The sequence below is a fragment of the Mesorhizobium sp. genome (genome assembly GCF_004962925.1).
Taxonomy (GTDB): Bacteria; Pseudomonadota; Alphaproteobacteria; order Rhizobiales; family Rhizobiaceae; genus Mesorhizobium.
Genome location: NZ_SUEO01000167.1, coordinates 1 through 14,078 on the forward strand (window position 1 = coordinate 1; position 14,078 = coordinate 14,078).

Annotated in this window: 13 protein-coding genes; 7 read left to right on the top strand and 6 right to left on the bottom strand. The window is 60.5% G+C overall.

Going from position 1 to position 14,078, the window contains the following annotated elements:
- Nucleotides 1-959: glycoside hydrolase family 3 C-terminal domain-containing protein (locus E5W87_RS26090; protein WP_292404216.1), on the top strand; the 959-nt coding region annotated here is incomplete at its 5' end.
- A gap of 540 nt (nt 960-1,499) precedes the next feature.
- Here the strand turns inward: E5W87_RS26090 and E5W87_RS26095 are convergent.
- The 6 genes from E5W87_RS26095 to E5W87_RS26120 form a co-directional block, all read right to left on the bottom strand.
- Complete coding sequence (locus E5W87_RS26095) at nt 1,500-3,101, bottom strand: GMC family oxidoreductase (protein WP_292404218.1); 1,602 nt, start codon at nt 3,099-3,101, stop codon at nt 1,500-1,502.
- A 60-nt stretch (nt 3,102-3,161) separates the two neighbouring features.
- Nucleotides 3,162-4,199: an extracellular solute-binding protein gene (locus E5W87_RS26100; RefSeq protein ID WP_292404221.1), complete on the bottom strand. Its 1,038-nt coding sequence runs from the start codon at nt 4,197-4,199 to the stop codon at nt 3,162-3,164.
- Between the two features lie 104 nt (nt 4,200-4,303).
- On the bottom strand, nt 4,304-5,092 hold the full coding sequence (locus tag E5W87_RS26105) for an ABC transporter permease (RefSeq protein WP_292404224.1): 789 nt from the start codon (nt 5,090-5,092) through the stop codon (nt 4,304-4,306).
- Nucleotides 5,089-5,988: an ABC transporter permease gene (locus E5W87_RS26110; protein WP_292404227.1), complete on the bottom strand. Its 900-nt coding sequence runs from the start codon at nt 5,986-5,988 to the stop codon at nt 5,089-5,091. The genes E5W87_RS26105 and E5W87_RS26110 overlap by 4 nt, the downstream gene beginning before the upstream one ends.
- Nucleotides 5,985-7,079, bottom strand: coding sequence for an ABC transporter ATP-binding protein (locus E5W87_RS26115; RefSeq protein WP_292404230.1), 1,095 nt, complete (start codon nt 7,077-7,079; stop codon nt 5,985-5,987). Before E5W87_RS26115 ends, E5W87_RS26110 begins: the two co-directional genes overlap by 4 nt.
- Nucleotides 7,080-7,170: 91 nt before the next feature.
- Nucleotides 7,171-8,301, bottom strand: coding sequence for a branched-chain amino acid ABC transporter substrate-binding protein (locus E5W87_RS26120; protein WP_292404233.1), 1,131 nt, complete (start codon nt 8,299-8,301; stop codon nt 7,171-7,173).
- Between the two features lie 191 nt (nt 8,302-8,492).
- On the opposite strand from E5W87_RS26120, the gene E5W87_RS26125 reads away from it, so the two are divergent.
- From E5W87_RS26125 to E5W87_RS26150, 6 genes are all read left to right on the top strand, one after another.
- Nucleotides 8,493-9,410: a branched-chain amino acid ABC transporter permease gene (locus tag E5W87_RS26125; protein ID WP_292404235.1), complete on the top strand. Its 918-nt coding sequence runs from the start codon at nt 8,493-8,495 to the stop codon at nt 9,408-9,410.
- Between the two features lies 1 nt (nt 9,411).
- Nucleotides 9,412-10,587: a branched-chain amino acid ABC transporter permease gene (locus tag E5W87_RS26130; RefSeq protein ID WP_292404238.1), complete on the top strand. Its 1,176-nt coding sequence runs from the start codon at nt 9,412-9,414 to the stop codon at nt 10,585-10,587.
- Complete coding sequence (locus E5W87_RS26135; protein WP_292404241.1) at nt 10,584-11,369, top strand: ABC transporter ATP-binding protein; 786 nt, start codon at nt 10,584-10,586, stop codon at nt 11,367-11,369. The genes E5W87_RS26130 and E5W87_RS26135 overlap by 4 nt, the downstream gene beginning before the upstream one ends.
- Nucleotides 11,362-12,063: an ABC transporter ATP-binding protein gene (locus E5W87_RS26140; RefSeq protein ID WP_292404245.1), complete on the top strand. Its 702-nt coding sequence runs from the start codon at nt 11,362-11,364 to the stop codon at nt 12,061-12,063. Before E5W87_RS26135 ends, E5W87_RS26140 begins: the two co-directional genes overlap by 8 nt.
- 201 nt (nt 12,064-12,264) lie before the next feature.
- Complete coding sequence (locus E5W87_RS26145) at nt 12,265-13,539, top strand: NAD(P)/FAD-dependent oxidoreductase (protein ID WP_292404248.1); 1,275 nt, start codon at nt 12,265-12,267, stop codon at nt 13,537-13,539.
- Between the two features lie 55 nt (nt 13,540-13,594).
- On the top strand, nt 13,595-14,078 hold a 484-nt coding region (locus tag E5W87_RS26150; protein ID WP_292404250.1), incomplete at its 3' end, for a RidA family protein.

The window sequence follows — 14,078 nt, forward strand, 5'->3', positions numbered from 1 at the left end:
ATCCAAATCTGGTTGTCGTCATCGCCAGCCCGGACGTCGTCGTCATGCCGTGGATCGACAAGGTGCCGGCCGTGGTCGAAACTTTCTTTTCCGGCCAAGCCATGGGCGGCGGCATCGCCGATGTCCTGTTCGGTCGGGTCAACCCCTGCGGCAAGCTCACAACGACGTTTCCGAAGCGAATGGAGGACATTCCGACCTATCTCACCTATCCGGGCGAGAACGGGCGCCATGTCTACAGCGAAGGCATCCATGTCGGCTATCGCTGGTTCGATGCCCGCGACATCGAACCGCTTTTTCCGTTCGGTTTCGGATTGAGCTTTACCGAATTCGCCTATTCCGATCTCTCGCTGGACCGGTCGGAAATCCGGCGCGGCGAATGCGTTTCCGCGAGCTTTACCGTTACCAACATTGGAGCGGTGGAAGGCAAGGAAATCTGCCAGCTCTACGCCCGTTACGGCAAACCCCGCCTCAAACGGCCAATCCGCGAACTGAAGGGCTTCTGCAAGGTTGCGCTGCGCCCCGGCGAAAGCCGCAGGGTTACCATCGAGTTGACAGCGCAGGATCTCTGCGCCTTCGACCCGGTGCGCGGAGACTGGACGCTCGACAGCGACACGGTCGGGATCGAGGTCGGTGCCTCATCTCGGGACATCCGACTGATGGCTGCTCTGCGAACCATTTCTTCCGTCTCGGAACATCGGCGCATCGAATGGGACACACAGCCGGTCTTCGTGCTTCGAAATCCGATCGCACGACGAAAATTCATCGCCTTTCTGCAAGACCAGCTCGGCATCTCCGCGCAGGAGGCGGACACGATGTTGGAGCACTGCGCCAATTCCTTTTTCGGCATATTCACGACCTTCGACCGCCGGTTTCGCCGCAGCTTTCCGAAAGCCGACATCGAAAGACTGCTCTGCGAGATCAATGGCGAGACGGGCGAGCGGGACCATCGAGCCGCGTAAGCTCGGCACGGGCGCTTCCCTGCCGCAACGAGCCAACCGTCTTTGATCTCTATTGGTCGGCGCGTCGCTGAAAAACAGTCCTGGATCGTCGCCTTTTGCGGCGACGTTTCTCGGCTCAGTATCATTTCCGCTGCGAAGGTCTGTCCATGAGAACCACCGCTTGAGATTATCCGTGCTCGGGTTTGACACGGATCTGCGGTGACGTCCGTCGGGCCGTCAGCGTTGCGACGGAGGCCTTTGGGCCGCGCTCACCCGTAGCGGGAGCAAATCGCGTACACAGCTGCCAGATAGGTGAGTGCAATCGTGACGTAGGAGACCGCCAGTTCGGCCACGATGGAGGTGATTTGAAACAGCGTCACCGAGGAAGCCTTTGTTAACCCTAACTCTTTAATACACGCTAATTCTGACTCTTAACAGCCCCCAGAACAAGATACGCAACTACTGTCGGCAGCTTTGCCGCACATTGTGCGCACGCTAGCACCTGCGCGGCGCGGCAGGCACCAAGTCCGTGCTTTCTAACGCTGAGGCCGAAAGCGGCGTTTATTGGCCCAAAATCATGTCTGAAGCTCTCTGTCCGATCATCATGCTGGGCGCATTGGTGTTGCCGCCGATCAACTTCGGCATGACCGACGCATCCGCCACCCGCAAGCCTGCGATGCCGCGCACCTTGAGCGTTGCCGGATCGACGACGGCCATCGCATCCGTCCCCATCTTGCACGTCCCCACCGGGTGATAAACGGTCAGCGCTTCGGCGCGCAGATAGGCCAGGATTTCATCGTCGCTACGCACATCCTTGCCCGGCAGCATCTCCCTGCCTCTGATCTCGTCGAACTCGGGTGCGGCAAAGATTTGACGCGCAATCTTGATGCCTTCGACCAGCACCTTGGCGTCCTCCTCGTCGGAAAAGAACCGATGATCGATCAGGACATCCCGGCTCGATGTGTGGCCGGACAATTTGAGTTCGCCAACGCTTTTCGGCCTAAGGACGCAGGTGTGAATTGCGTATCCATGGCCGTATTCCAGCAGTCTGCCGCGATGGCTGCGATATCCCGGCACAAAGTGGAACTGAATGTCGGGAATGCCATCTGCGTATTTCGTCTTGGCAAAGCCGCCGGCTTCGACATAGTTCGTGCTGAGCATGCCCTTTCGGCCGACGTAATACTGAAAAGGCGCTGCTAACATTCGGGGCAGATTCAGCAGCGACAGACCGAGCGTCTTCGTGCTTGAGGAGCGGACCGTGATCATGCCGTCGACATGGTCCTGCAGGTTCTTGCCCACTCCCGCCAGATTAAGGATCGGATCTATGCCGATCGCCTGGAGCTCGGCCGCGGGGCCGATCCCGGAAGCCAGCATGATCTTCGGTGAGTTGATCGCGCCGGTCGAGAGCACGATCTCGCGGCGGGCGGACAGCGTCTTCTGCTGGCCCTTGTGCCGCACTCTTACGCCCGCTGCACGCCCCTCCGTTATTTTGAGGTCGATCACCTCGCATTCGCTAAAGATCGTGAGATTTTTGCGATCGAGCACGGGGCGCACGAACGCGGCAAAACTGCTGAAGCGCTGGCCGCGATCTTGCGTGACATTGTAGATGCCGAGGCCGAACTGGCTTTCGGCATTGAAATCGTCGTTGGCGGGAAGGCCCGCATTGTTGCCGGCCTTGACGAACATCTTTGAAAGCACGTTCGGATCGCGCGGGCTGTCGACCAGCAACTCGCCGCTGGTGCCGTGGTAGTGCGGATCCTGGCCAAGCAGATTGCGCTCGAGCTTCCTGAAGATGGGAAGCACGTCGCTATACGCCCAACCTGTGCAGCCGAGCCGCGACCACTCGTCATAATCTTGGGCGGCGCCCCGGATATAGACCATCGAGTTGATCGAGCTCGAACCGCCCAGCGCCTTGCCGCGATTGACCGGAATCCTGCGGTTATCGAGGTGCGGCTGAGGCACGCCGAGAAAGCAATAGTCATAGTTCGGATTGCCGTAGAGCGAGAGAATTCCCGCCGGCACTCTCACCCGCACACTATTGTCGCTTCCGCCGCCCTCGACGAGGCAGACCCGCACGGAGGGATTCGCGGTCAGGCGATTGGCGAGGACGCAGCCTGCCGAACCTGCGCCAACCACGACATAATCATAAGTATCGGCCGACATTCACCGCGCCTTCAAAGAAAATGGAACGGGCCGGAAATCTTGGTAACCGGCCCGCCGAGCTTACTGGAGAAGTTGCGTCCAGACTTTCGTGACAAGTTCCTGCGCTGCAGGAGAACACGCTTCGCCCATTTTCACCGGAACGGTCGGGAAAAGCTCGGGAGCGTTTTCCTTCGAGTAAAGCGCTTTCGCCTCGTCGATCTGTACTGGGGAGGAATGGCCGTAGTAATTATACTCGTCCGTCGCGTTGTCGATCTCAGCCATAAAGTCGATGAACTTCTTGGCATTGTCGATATTGGCCGCACCCTTCGGCACGACATAGGAATCCAGCCATCCGACCAAGCCTTCCTTAGGCATCGCATATTCAACATTGGCCTTGTCGTTGCGGCGTACGCGCATGGAATTGCCGTCCCACCAGAAATGGGCGCCAACCTCGCCGCCACCGATCCGGTTCTCAATGTTGTCGCTGGAGTAGGCAGCGACGTAAGGCTTTTGCGCTTGTAGGAGATCGAGAACGCGTTTCATTTCCTGAGGATCTTCGCTGCAGTATTTGATGCCGAGATAATTCTGCGCAGCCGAAATGACCTCGTCAGGCTGCGCAAGGCTGGCGATTTTACCTTGCAGTTCGGCCGGCGGCTCGAAATAGGTTTTCCAACTATCGACCGGACCCTTGTAGACGTCGCGGTTGACGGTGTAGCCGGCGTTGCCGAAGGCAAGCGGGATCGAATAGTTGCCGGTCGGATCCCACCATGGCTTCTGCCATTCCGGCAGGATTTGCTGATAGGCAGCCATGGAGCTTGCGCCAATGTCCTCGAGCAGTCCGCTGTCGATCATGATCTTCACGAAATGCTGCGACGGCGTCACGATGTCGTAGCCGGAGGAGCCTGCCTGGAGCTTCGTCAGCAGATCCTCATTAGATGAGAATGCGTCGACGGTGACGTCGATACCCGTTTCCTTTTCGAATTTCGCGACGACGTCCGGAGCGATGGAGTCGGCCCAAGCGTAGATCGAAAGCTTGCCTTCAGCATGAGCCGAGACAGTGAAAGCCAGTCCTAGCGCGCTGGCGACGACGAGTGATGTGACGCGCGGATTCTTGAACATGTCGTTCCCCTTGATTTCTTGTTCTCCCAAGGCAACGATAGCCAACACGCGCCAGCAATAAATTTGAATTCGCCGATGTGGTGGTTAGGTAAAAACTTGCTTCGCTATCTCTGCCGCTGCAGCAGAAAAGCGACCGTCGCCAGCGCGATGGAGGCCAGCATTATCAATGTCGATATGGCGTTGAGCTGCGGCGACACGCCCTGCTTGATCAGGGAGAAAATGTAGACCGGCAGCGTGGTGGCGCCGCCGGAATTCAACAGATTGCTGGTGATGAAATCGTCCATGGAAATGACGAAGGCGAGCATGGCGCCGGCGAACACGCCCGGCAGGATGAGCGGCAGCGTGACGCGACGAAAGGCAACCCAGCCGGTCGCATAGAGATCGCGGGCCGCTTCCTCCAGATCGAGGTCCATCCCCTGCAGTCGCGCGCGTATCGACAGGAAGGCGAACGGGATGCAGAAGGTGGTGTGGGCGATCATCAGTTTCACCAATCCGTTGGCCAGCCCGGCCTCCGAGAAGAGGATCAGGACGGCGACGGCAACGACGATTTCAGGCAAAAGGAGCGGGAGGTTCACCACCGTTTCGGAGATGCGACGGAATCTGACATTACGGCCCCTCACCAGCACCAATGCCGCCATCAACGCGACAAGTGTCGAGGCGACGGTGGCGACGGTGGCGACCAGCAAGGAGGTCTTCACTGCCGTCAGGAGGTTCGCGTTGGACAGGGCGGTAGTGTACCAGTGCAAGGAGAACCCGCCCCAATTGGAGACGATCCGGTTCGCGTTGAAGGAATAGAACACCACGACGGCAATGGGCAGGTAGAGATAGGCGAAGAAGATCGCGCTAAAGACGCCGAAGCCCGGATAGCGTCTGACATCATTGTCCGCGTTCATGACGCACGCTCCAGCCCTTCGATCCGCATGGACCGCAGCCCCTGGAAGACCAGGAAGATCATGACCGCGGCCATCAGCACGATGGCGATGGCGGCGCCGAGCGGCCAGTTGCGGGCTCCGCCGAACTGCAACTGGATGAGATTGCCCATCATCATCGTCTTGCCGCCGCCGAGCAGGGTCGGCTCCAGGACCGCGCCAAGGCTGGGAACGAACACCAGGATCGCTCCGGCGATCATGCCCGGCCGGGTGAGCGGCAGGATAACGCGGCGCAATGTGATGAGCCGATTGCCATAAAGATCATGCGACGCCTCAATGAGCGCAGGGTCGAGCTTCTCGATGGAGGCGAAGATCGGCAGGATCATAAGCGGAATGTAGCTGTAGACGAGACCGACCAGCATGGCGGTATTGCCGAACAGCAGGGACCCCATGTTGTCGACGAGGCCCACACCCCGAAGGGTCTTTTCGATGACCCCGTCCTTGCCAAGGATGATGATCCAGGAATAGACGCGCACGATCATCGAAACCCAGAATGGCAGCGTGACCAGATAGATCAGCAGGACTTTGATCGTCGGTCGCCGGAGCGCGATGAAATAGGCAACCGGGAAGCTCAAAAGCAGGCAGATCGAGGTCGTCACGGCCGACAGCACCAGCGTCCTTGCAACGACGATGAGATATTGCGGATTGAACTCCAGCTCGCCGGTCCAGCCTTCGTTGAACAACAGCTGCTTGTAGGGCGCGGTGGTGAACACATATTCGAATCCGCCGTAAGGCCCGCGCGTCGAGAACGACACGACGATGATGATGCCGATCGGGATGATCAGCGTCAGCACCATGATGAGATGGGCCGGCAGCAAGCCCAGCACATTCCAGTTCGGTTTTCTGGCGGATGGCTTCATGCACCGAGGATCCGCACGGATTCGGCGGCAAAGCCGACTTTCACCGACTGCCCGATCTCGAACATCTGGCCGCGGCTGACACTGTTGCGCTTGGAAATACGCAGCGTGGTGCCGCCCGTTTCAACGAGATAGTATGTGTAGCCGCCGAGATAGTTGGTGCCCATGATCGTGCCATCGACAGCGATCGGGTTGGCCTGGGCAGGCAGGCTGATTTTTTCCGGACGTATCGACATGAAGGCCTTCTGGCCGGCGACTGCTTTCTTGTGAGAAGCCGTCAAGGTCATGCCGAGCTGCGTTGTCACGGTCGCCTGCTCGCCGTTGACGGCAATCACCTCGGCGTCGAGGAAATTGGTCTCGCCGATGAAGTCGGCGACGAAGCGGTTTGACGGCTCCTCGTAGATCGCGGCAGGCGTGCCAAGCTGTTGGATTTCGCCATCGCCGAGAACGCAGATGCGATCCGACAGGTCGAGAGCTTCTTCCTGGTCATGGGTGACGAAGACGAAGGTGATACCGGTCTTGCGCTGCAGGATGCGCAGCTCGTCGCGCATGGCCTGGCGTAGCTTCAGGTCGAGTGCCGAGAGGGGTTCGTCGAGCAAAAGGACTTCCGGTTCGGGCGCCAATGCGCGGGCGAGCGCGACGCGCTGGCGCTGGCCGCCCGACAATTGCTGTGGCTTGCGCCCGGCAAATGCCTCCATATGGACGAGACGCAGCATGTCAGCGACACGCGCATCGCGGCGGTCTTTTGACCAGCCGAGGTTTTCAAGCCCGAAGCCGATGTTCTGTTCAACGCTCATGTGCGGAAACAGGGCGTAGCTCTGGAACACAGTGTTGACCCGCCGCTTGTGTGGGGGCAGTCCCTGTATGTTCGAGCCGTGCAGGAAAATTTGCCCCGTCGTTGGCTGCTCGAAGCCGGCGATCATGCGCAACAGGGTGGTCTTGCCGCAGCCGCTCGGGCCAAGCAGCGTAAAGAACTCGTTGTCGTAGATGTCGAAGGAAACGGGCTTCAACGCCTGGTAGGTGCCGAATACCTTGGACACGCCCTTGATCTCGACAGCCTTTCGAGGTGCGCGCAGGCCGGCCTCATCATTCATGGTCTGGGCGCTCCGGTAAGTCTTTGCGAGCTCGGGCGATGAAGGATTTCAACGCCGCGCCACCAAGGGTGGCGCGGCGTTGGTCAGGTGATTACATCTTCTCCCATTTGCCGCTGCGGACCACGAACATGTCGATGTCGATGGCCATGTTTGTCTGTCCGCTTGCATCGAACGAGACGTCTCCCAGAATGCCGTTGTGATGGATGTCACGAATGGCTTTGCTCAGCGCCTCCTTGTCGTCGACGCCCTTTTCCTTGATGACATCGAGCAGGATCTGGGTGGCCTCATAGGCATATTTGGCGTAGGAACCGGCAGGATCTGTGTAGCCCTTGGTTTCATAGGCCTTGCTGAATTCGTCGAGCTTCGGGTTCGACTGTACGGCCGGGGTTCCCGCAATGGTGCCCTCGGCGGCTGCGGCTGCGATCTCGATGAACTTCGGATCGTATATGCCCGAAATTCCGTACATGGGCAGACTGCCCATTCCAAGGTCTGCCATCTGGCTGCGCACAAGCGCTGCTTCGGTGACAACGCCACCGAAGTAGACCGCATCCGGCGCCGCCGCCTTCGCCGTGGTCAGCATGGCGCGGAAATCGGTGGTGCCGACCGCGGCTGCGTCCGACGAGACGATCTCACCGCCGGCAGCCTTGAAGAAGTCTCCGAACCACTTGGTGTTGGCCGCGCCGTAGTCGGTCGTGTCGGAGATGATCGCGATCTTCTTGACCTTGCCCTGCTTGGCAATGGCTTCGGCCAGCGGCTTGTTTTCGTTGACCAACGTTGGCGTCACGCGGGTCACGTTCGCGAAATTCTGCTCGGTGATCTTCGGGCTGACCGCGCCCCAAACGATGAACGGCATCTGCGCGCGATTGAAGACCGGGATCGTCGCCAGCGCCACCGAGCTGTTCCAATGTCCGGTCGCGGCAATCACCGACGGATCATTGACCAGCTTTTGGGCCGCTGAAACGCCGACGGCCGGATCGGAGGCGTCATCGAGGACGATGCCTTCCACCTGGTGCGGATAGCCGCTGGCATTGGCTTGCTCGATCGCGAGCAGGAAACCGTTGCGGGCGCCCAGACCCTGCTGGGCGTTTCCGCCGGAGAGCGGTCCAATGAAGCCGAGTTTGATCTGGTCGGCCTGAGCCTGGGCAGCACCCAGTGCAATGGCGAACAGAGACCCAGCCAGAATTGACGATACGCGGATAAGCGCACTGCGCCTGTTTTGCATGGTTCCACCTCAATAGAATTATCTGCCGCCGTCGTAGCGACCCGGCCGATCGTGATCGTCGGCTGATCATCAGTGTATTGGCGCGCATTCAGTGATGAAATTCGGAAATTGTGACTCGTGAGTTCGGAGATTCGTTCTGTCCGCACGGCATGGCGGTTGATACCCGTCTGCTCCCGATGGAGGCGAGCACGATGACGGAACTGCTTGTCCAGCAGCTGGTGAACTGGATAACCCTTGGCTGCATCTATGCCTTGTTGGCTATTGGATTCAGCCTGATCTTCGGTGTCCTGAACGTCATTCATTTCTCTCACGGCGATGTCGCAACGACGGCGCCGTTCATCTCGCTGGCGCTCGCCCAGGCGTTGGCGACGGCAGTTGGGGCTTCAGGTCCCGCTTGGCTGATCCTTGCAGTTCCGGCAGCCGTGTTCGCGGTCGGTTTGATCGGCGTCTTGCTGGACAAGCTGGTGATCAGGCGCTTTCGCGACGCCCCTGCCATGATGGCGCTGGTGGCGACGGTGGCGCTAGGCATCGTCATCCGCGAGCTGATCCGCCATCTTTATCCGCAAGGATCGAACCCACATGCCTTCCCGCGCCTGGTGTCGGGCATGGCTTTCGAAGTCTCCGGCGTTGCCATCAGCTGGTTCGCGCTGCTCGTGGTCGTGCTGACCGTCGCGTTGGTGGTCATGCTGTTCGTCTTCCTGCGCTTGACCCCGCTCGGCCTGCGCATCCGCGCGGCCTCGGAGGACCGGATCGTGGCGCGGATGATGGGCATCCGTGACGCACGCGTCTTCCGTGCGACTTTCTTCATCGCCTCAGTGATCGGCGCCACTGCGGGCCTTTTGTTCGCAAGCTATGCCGGCGTGACACGGTTCGACTTCGGTGTCATGGCCGGCCTGCTCGGCTTTTCGGCTGCGGTAATCGGTGGCCTCGGCTCGATGCCGGGCGCCATACTGGGCGGACTGATCATCGCTGGCATCGAGGTGCTTGCGCAGACATTTGTGCCCGATGGCGCTTCCTATCGATTGGTGTTCGTCTTCCTGCTTGTCATCGCCGTGCTCATCTTCCGCCCGGCCGGCCTGCTTGGGCGCACCGTCATGGAGAAAGTCTAGCATGCAGGGTAGCGTTTCACTTGCTGCGCCGGGCAAGGCGGCCGCCGCAGCCTTCGCCATCGCCTCGCAACTTTGCGGGGCAGCGTTCCTCTACCTCATTTTGAAGGTTGATGGCGGCTGGCAGGTGGTCGGCCTGCTGGCTTTGCTCGGCTTTGGCTTCTACCTGTTGGAGAGGCTCCCGTGGATCGGCGACTACGCATTGGCCAGCTTTGCCCGCGCTTCCCTCTTGGCGATGGTTACCGCGGCGGTCGTCGTTGTGGCTTTTCCATTCGTCGTCGGCTCGAATACCTATATGCTGCATCTGCTGATCGTCGCCCAGCTCTATGCCGTGCTCGCGCTGGCGCTCAATTTCCAGCTCGGCAGCGCCAACATTCCGAACTTCGCCACCGGCGCTTCCTACGGCATCGGGGCGTATGTGTCGGCGTTGCTGGCGATCAACTTCGGCATCAGCTTTTGGCTGACACTGCCGGTCGCAGCGCTGGCTGCAACACTGTTCGGTTTCATCATCGGCATTCCGTCGATGCGCACGCGTGACACCTATCTGGCGCTCGTCACCATCGCCTTCGGTGTTGTGGTCCAGCAATTGCTGAACAATTTCAGCTGGACCGGCGGGCCCAACGGACTGGTCGGCATTCCAGCACCCAGCCTGTTCGGTCATTCCTTCGCCGACCCGCTGGTGATCTTCGGCTGGAAACTGCCGAGCCAGGCGAACTTCTACTATCTGTCGGCGGCGCTGGTCGTCGTCGCCATCGTCACGGCGCATCGGTTGCACGGCTCGCGCATCGGGTTGGCCTGGAACGCACTGCGCGCCGACGAGATCGCCGCCAAGGCGCAAGGCATCAATGTGGCGTGGTTCAAGGTGCTGGCGTTCGCGGTCGATGCCTTTCTGGCCGCCTTCGCCGGCACGATCTACGCCTTCTATGTGTCCTACATTTCCCCCGACAATTTCACCTTCCTGGTTTCCGTCACCATCATGACCATGGTCATCGTTGGCGGCATGGACAATATTTTCGGCGTCATCGTCGGTGCGTTCCTGCTGACCATCCTGCCCGAGAAACTGCGCGCCTTCGCCGACTACCGCCTGTTGTTCTTCGGCGTCGTCATCATCGGCTTCCTGATGATCCGGCCGCAGGGCTTTTTCCCGCAACGCATGCGGCGATACGGAGGCGATCTGTGAGCGCGCTTCTCAAGGTCGAGAATTTGACGATGCGCTTCGGCGGCCTTGTCGCGCTCAACGATGTCAGCCTTTCGATCGACAAGGGCGCGGTGCTCGCCGTCATCGGCCCGAACGGCGCCGGCAAGTCGACGCTGTTCAACGTCGTGACTGGCGTCTACCGGCCGACCTCCGGCCGGGTGACGTTCGACGGCGTCGACATCACCAGTCGCCCGTCCTATGAAGTCGTCGATCGCGGTATCGCCCGCACATTTCAGTCGTCGCGACTGTTCTCGGACCTCAGCGTCCTCGACAACGTCATCATTGGCATGCACACCCGCACGAAGACCGGCGTGCTGGATGCGCTGTTCCGGCCGGGCGCGTCGCGTCGCGAGATGGCGGCCTGCGTGGAAAAGGCCGAAACCCTGCTCAAGCTCGGATCCGGCGGTCTGTTCGAACAGCGTTATCGGCCAGCTGGAACGCTGGCGCAGGCCGACCGGCGCCGGCTGGAAATCGCCCGCGCGCTGGCCTCGCAGCCCAAGCTTTTGCTGCTCGACGAGCCGTCGGTCGGCATGGACGATACGGAGACCGACGCGCTGGTGGCCGATATCGCGCGGCTGCGCGCGGAGAACCCCGAATTGTCAGTGATCCTGATCGAGCACGACATGCGGGTGGTCGAGGCTTTCCCGCAGCACGTCACCTGCATCGACTACGGCAGCAAGATCGCCGAGGGCGACTTTGCGGCGGTGCGTGCCGATCCGCGCGTCCAGGAGGCCTATCTCGGCAAGGCGGTCGCCCATGCTTGAGCTGAAGGGTGTCGATACCAGCTACGGGGCGGTGCCGATGCTGCGCGGCGTGGCGATGAGCGTGCGTCCCGGCGAACTGGTCTGCCTGCTCGGGCCGAATGGCGCCGGCAAGACGACAACCTTCATGACCGTCTGCGGCGTGGTACGCGCCCAGCGCGGCAAGGTCGAGGTGATGGGCAGGGACATGGCGACGCTTGGCACGGAAAATCTGGCGTCGCTCGGTGTCGGCCTTGTTCCGGAAGGGCGCCGGCTGTTTCCCAGCCTGACCGTGATCGAGAACCTGCGCCTGGGCTACGACGCGGTGTCGAGCCGAGGTCCCGATTTCGAGGCGCAACTGGACAAAATGGGCAATCTGTTTCCGCGTATCCGGGAGCGTTTGCGCCAGGTGGCTGGCACTCTGTCCGGCGGCGAACAGGCGATGGTCGCGCTGGCGCGCGCGCTGATCGGCGAACCCAAGCTCGTGATTATGGACGAACCGTCGCTTGGCCTCTCGCCCAAGCTCATCGGCGAGTATTTCGAGATCACCCGGGAGATCCATCGCCGCGGCACGACCATCCTGCTGATCGAACAGAACGCGGAAATGGGACTGGGCATCGCCGATCGAGGCTATGTCCTGGTCAAGGGCAAGGTCGCCCAGGAAGGACCGGCAAAGGAGCTCCTCTCGTCCAAGGCGGCCAGAAGCCTTTATCTCTGAGCCTCCCGATAATTGCGTCTGTCGCAGCGGCGATGATCCCGCGTTCGCTTCTTCGGCGATGGCATCCAGCATTTAGGGACAAGCTAACCACTGCCACATGAAATCGTAATTTTCGCTACCCAGCCCCTTCGGTAAACCAACGATCAGACCTCCGTCGGCATGCGCAGAAATTCTCGGGAAGAGCCAGAAAGGGCCGCTGAAATGTCAGTTGAAAAAGTAGACACGCTCGTTGTTGGCGGCGGCCAGGCGGGATTGGCTATGAGCGAGCATCTGAGCAAATGCGGCGTGCCTCATCTCGTCCTCGAGCGCCAGCGTATCGCCGAACGCTGGCGCTCCGAAAGATGGGACTCCTTAGTTGCCAATGGTCCCGCCTGGCACGATCGTTTTCCGGGCATGGAGTTTCCTGATGCCCATCCCGACGCCTTTGTCTCCAAGGAGAAGGTTGCGGACTATTTTGTCGCTTACGCGGAAATGATCGCGGCCCCTATCCGCTGCGGCGTTGAGGTAAAGAAAGTGCGCCGGCTTGTCGGTCGCCCCGGTTTCCAGGTCGAAACCTCAGATGGCATGATCGTGGCCAGCAACGTGGTTGCCGCCACCGGAGCTTTCCAACATCCCGTCGTCCCGGCCATTGTTCCCGGAGATGCCGGGCTCATGCAGATCCATTCCAGCGCCTATCGCAATCCCGGCCAATTGCCCGACGGTGCGGTGCTGGTGGTCGGTTCGGGATCCTCGGGGGTGCAGATCGCGGACGAACTCTTGCGTGCGGGAAGGCGCGTCTACCTCTCGGTCGGGCCGCACGATCGCCCTCCGCGGGCCTATCGCGAGCGTGACTTCTGCTGGTGGCTGGGGGTTCTCGGCAAGTGGGACGCCCAGGCCCCGGCGCCTGGCACGGAACATGTCACCATCGCGGTAAGCGGTGCGCGTGGCGGCGAGACGATCGACTTCCGGCGTCTTGCCGCGCAAGGGATGACGCTGGTTGGCCGGACGGAATTGTACAGGGGCGGTATGATGATCTTCGCGCCGGATCTTGGCAAGAACGTTGCGCGCGGCGATGCAAACTACATGTCGGTGCTGGACGAGGCCGACGCTTATGTTGCCCGCAACGGCCTCGATCTTCCCGAAGAGCCCGATGCCCGCAAGATCGGGCCGGACCCGCAATGCGTGACCGATCCCATTCTTGAGTTGAACCTGGCTGAGGCGGGAATAAGCTCGATCATCTGGGCAACGGGATTTACCGTTGATTACAGCTGGCTTGAGGTTGATGTGTTCGACCAAAAAGGCAAGCCGAAGCATCAGCGCGGTGTGTCGACCGAGCCCGGGATCTATTTCCTTGGGTTGCCTTGGCAATCGCGGAGGGGATCCAGCTTCATCTGGGGCGTCTGGCACGACGCCCAGCATCTGGCGGACCATATTTCCACGCAGCGCAAGTACCTGGCCTACCATGCGTCCGCGAAGCGCGAGACCAAGGTGGCATAGCCGACGGCAACTGAACGGATGTCCTGACCTCGAGCCCGATCTGACGGAGAACAAGATGGCGCATTCAAGAGTTCGCAAGTTCAACACCAAAGACACCTATCCCGAGCAGAAGCTCGACAACGATCTGTGTCAGGCGGTCGTTACGCGGGGCGGCAGGACCGTCTATCTGCGTGGCCAGTGTCCGCAGGATCTCGATACGGCTGAGAATATCGACAGCCACGATCCCGTCGAGCAGACGCACAAGGTCATGCAGAACATTCGCCAACTGATCGAGGAGTGCGGCGGCACCATGGACCACCTGGTCAAGGTGGTGGTCTACATCACCGACGTGCGCCATCGCGAGGCGGTCTACCGCACCATGGGCGAGTACATCAAAGGCGTGCATCCCGTCTCGACCGGCCTTGTCGTGCAGGCCCTGGCGCGGCCGGACTGGCTGGTCGAGATCGACGGCACCGCCGTAATCCCGGATGATCGCACTTCGATCATCCCGGATGATCGCACTTCGATCATCCCGGATGATCGCACTTCGATCATCCCGG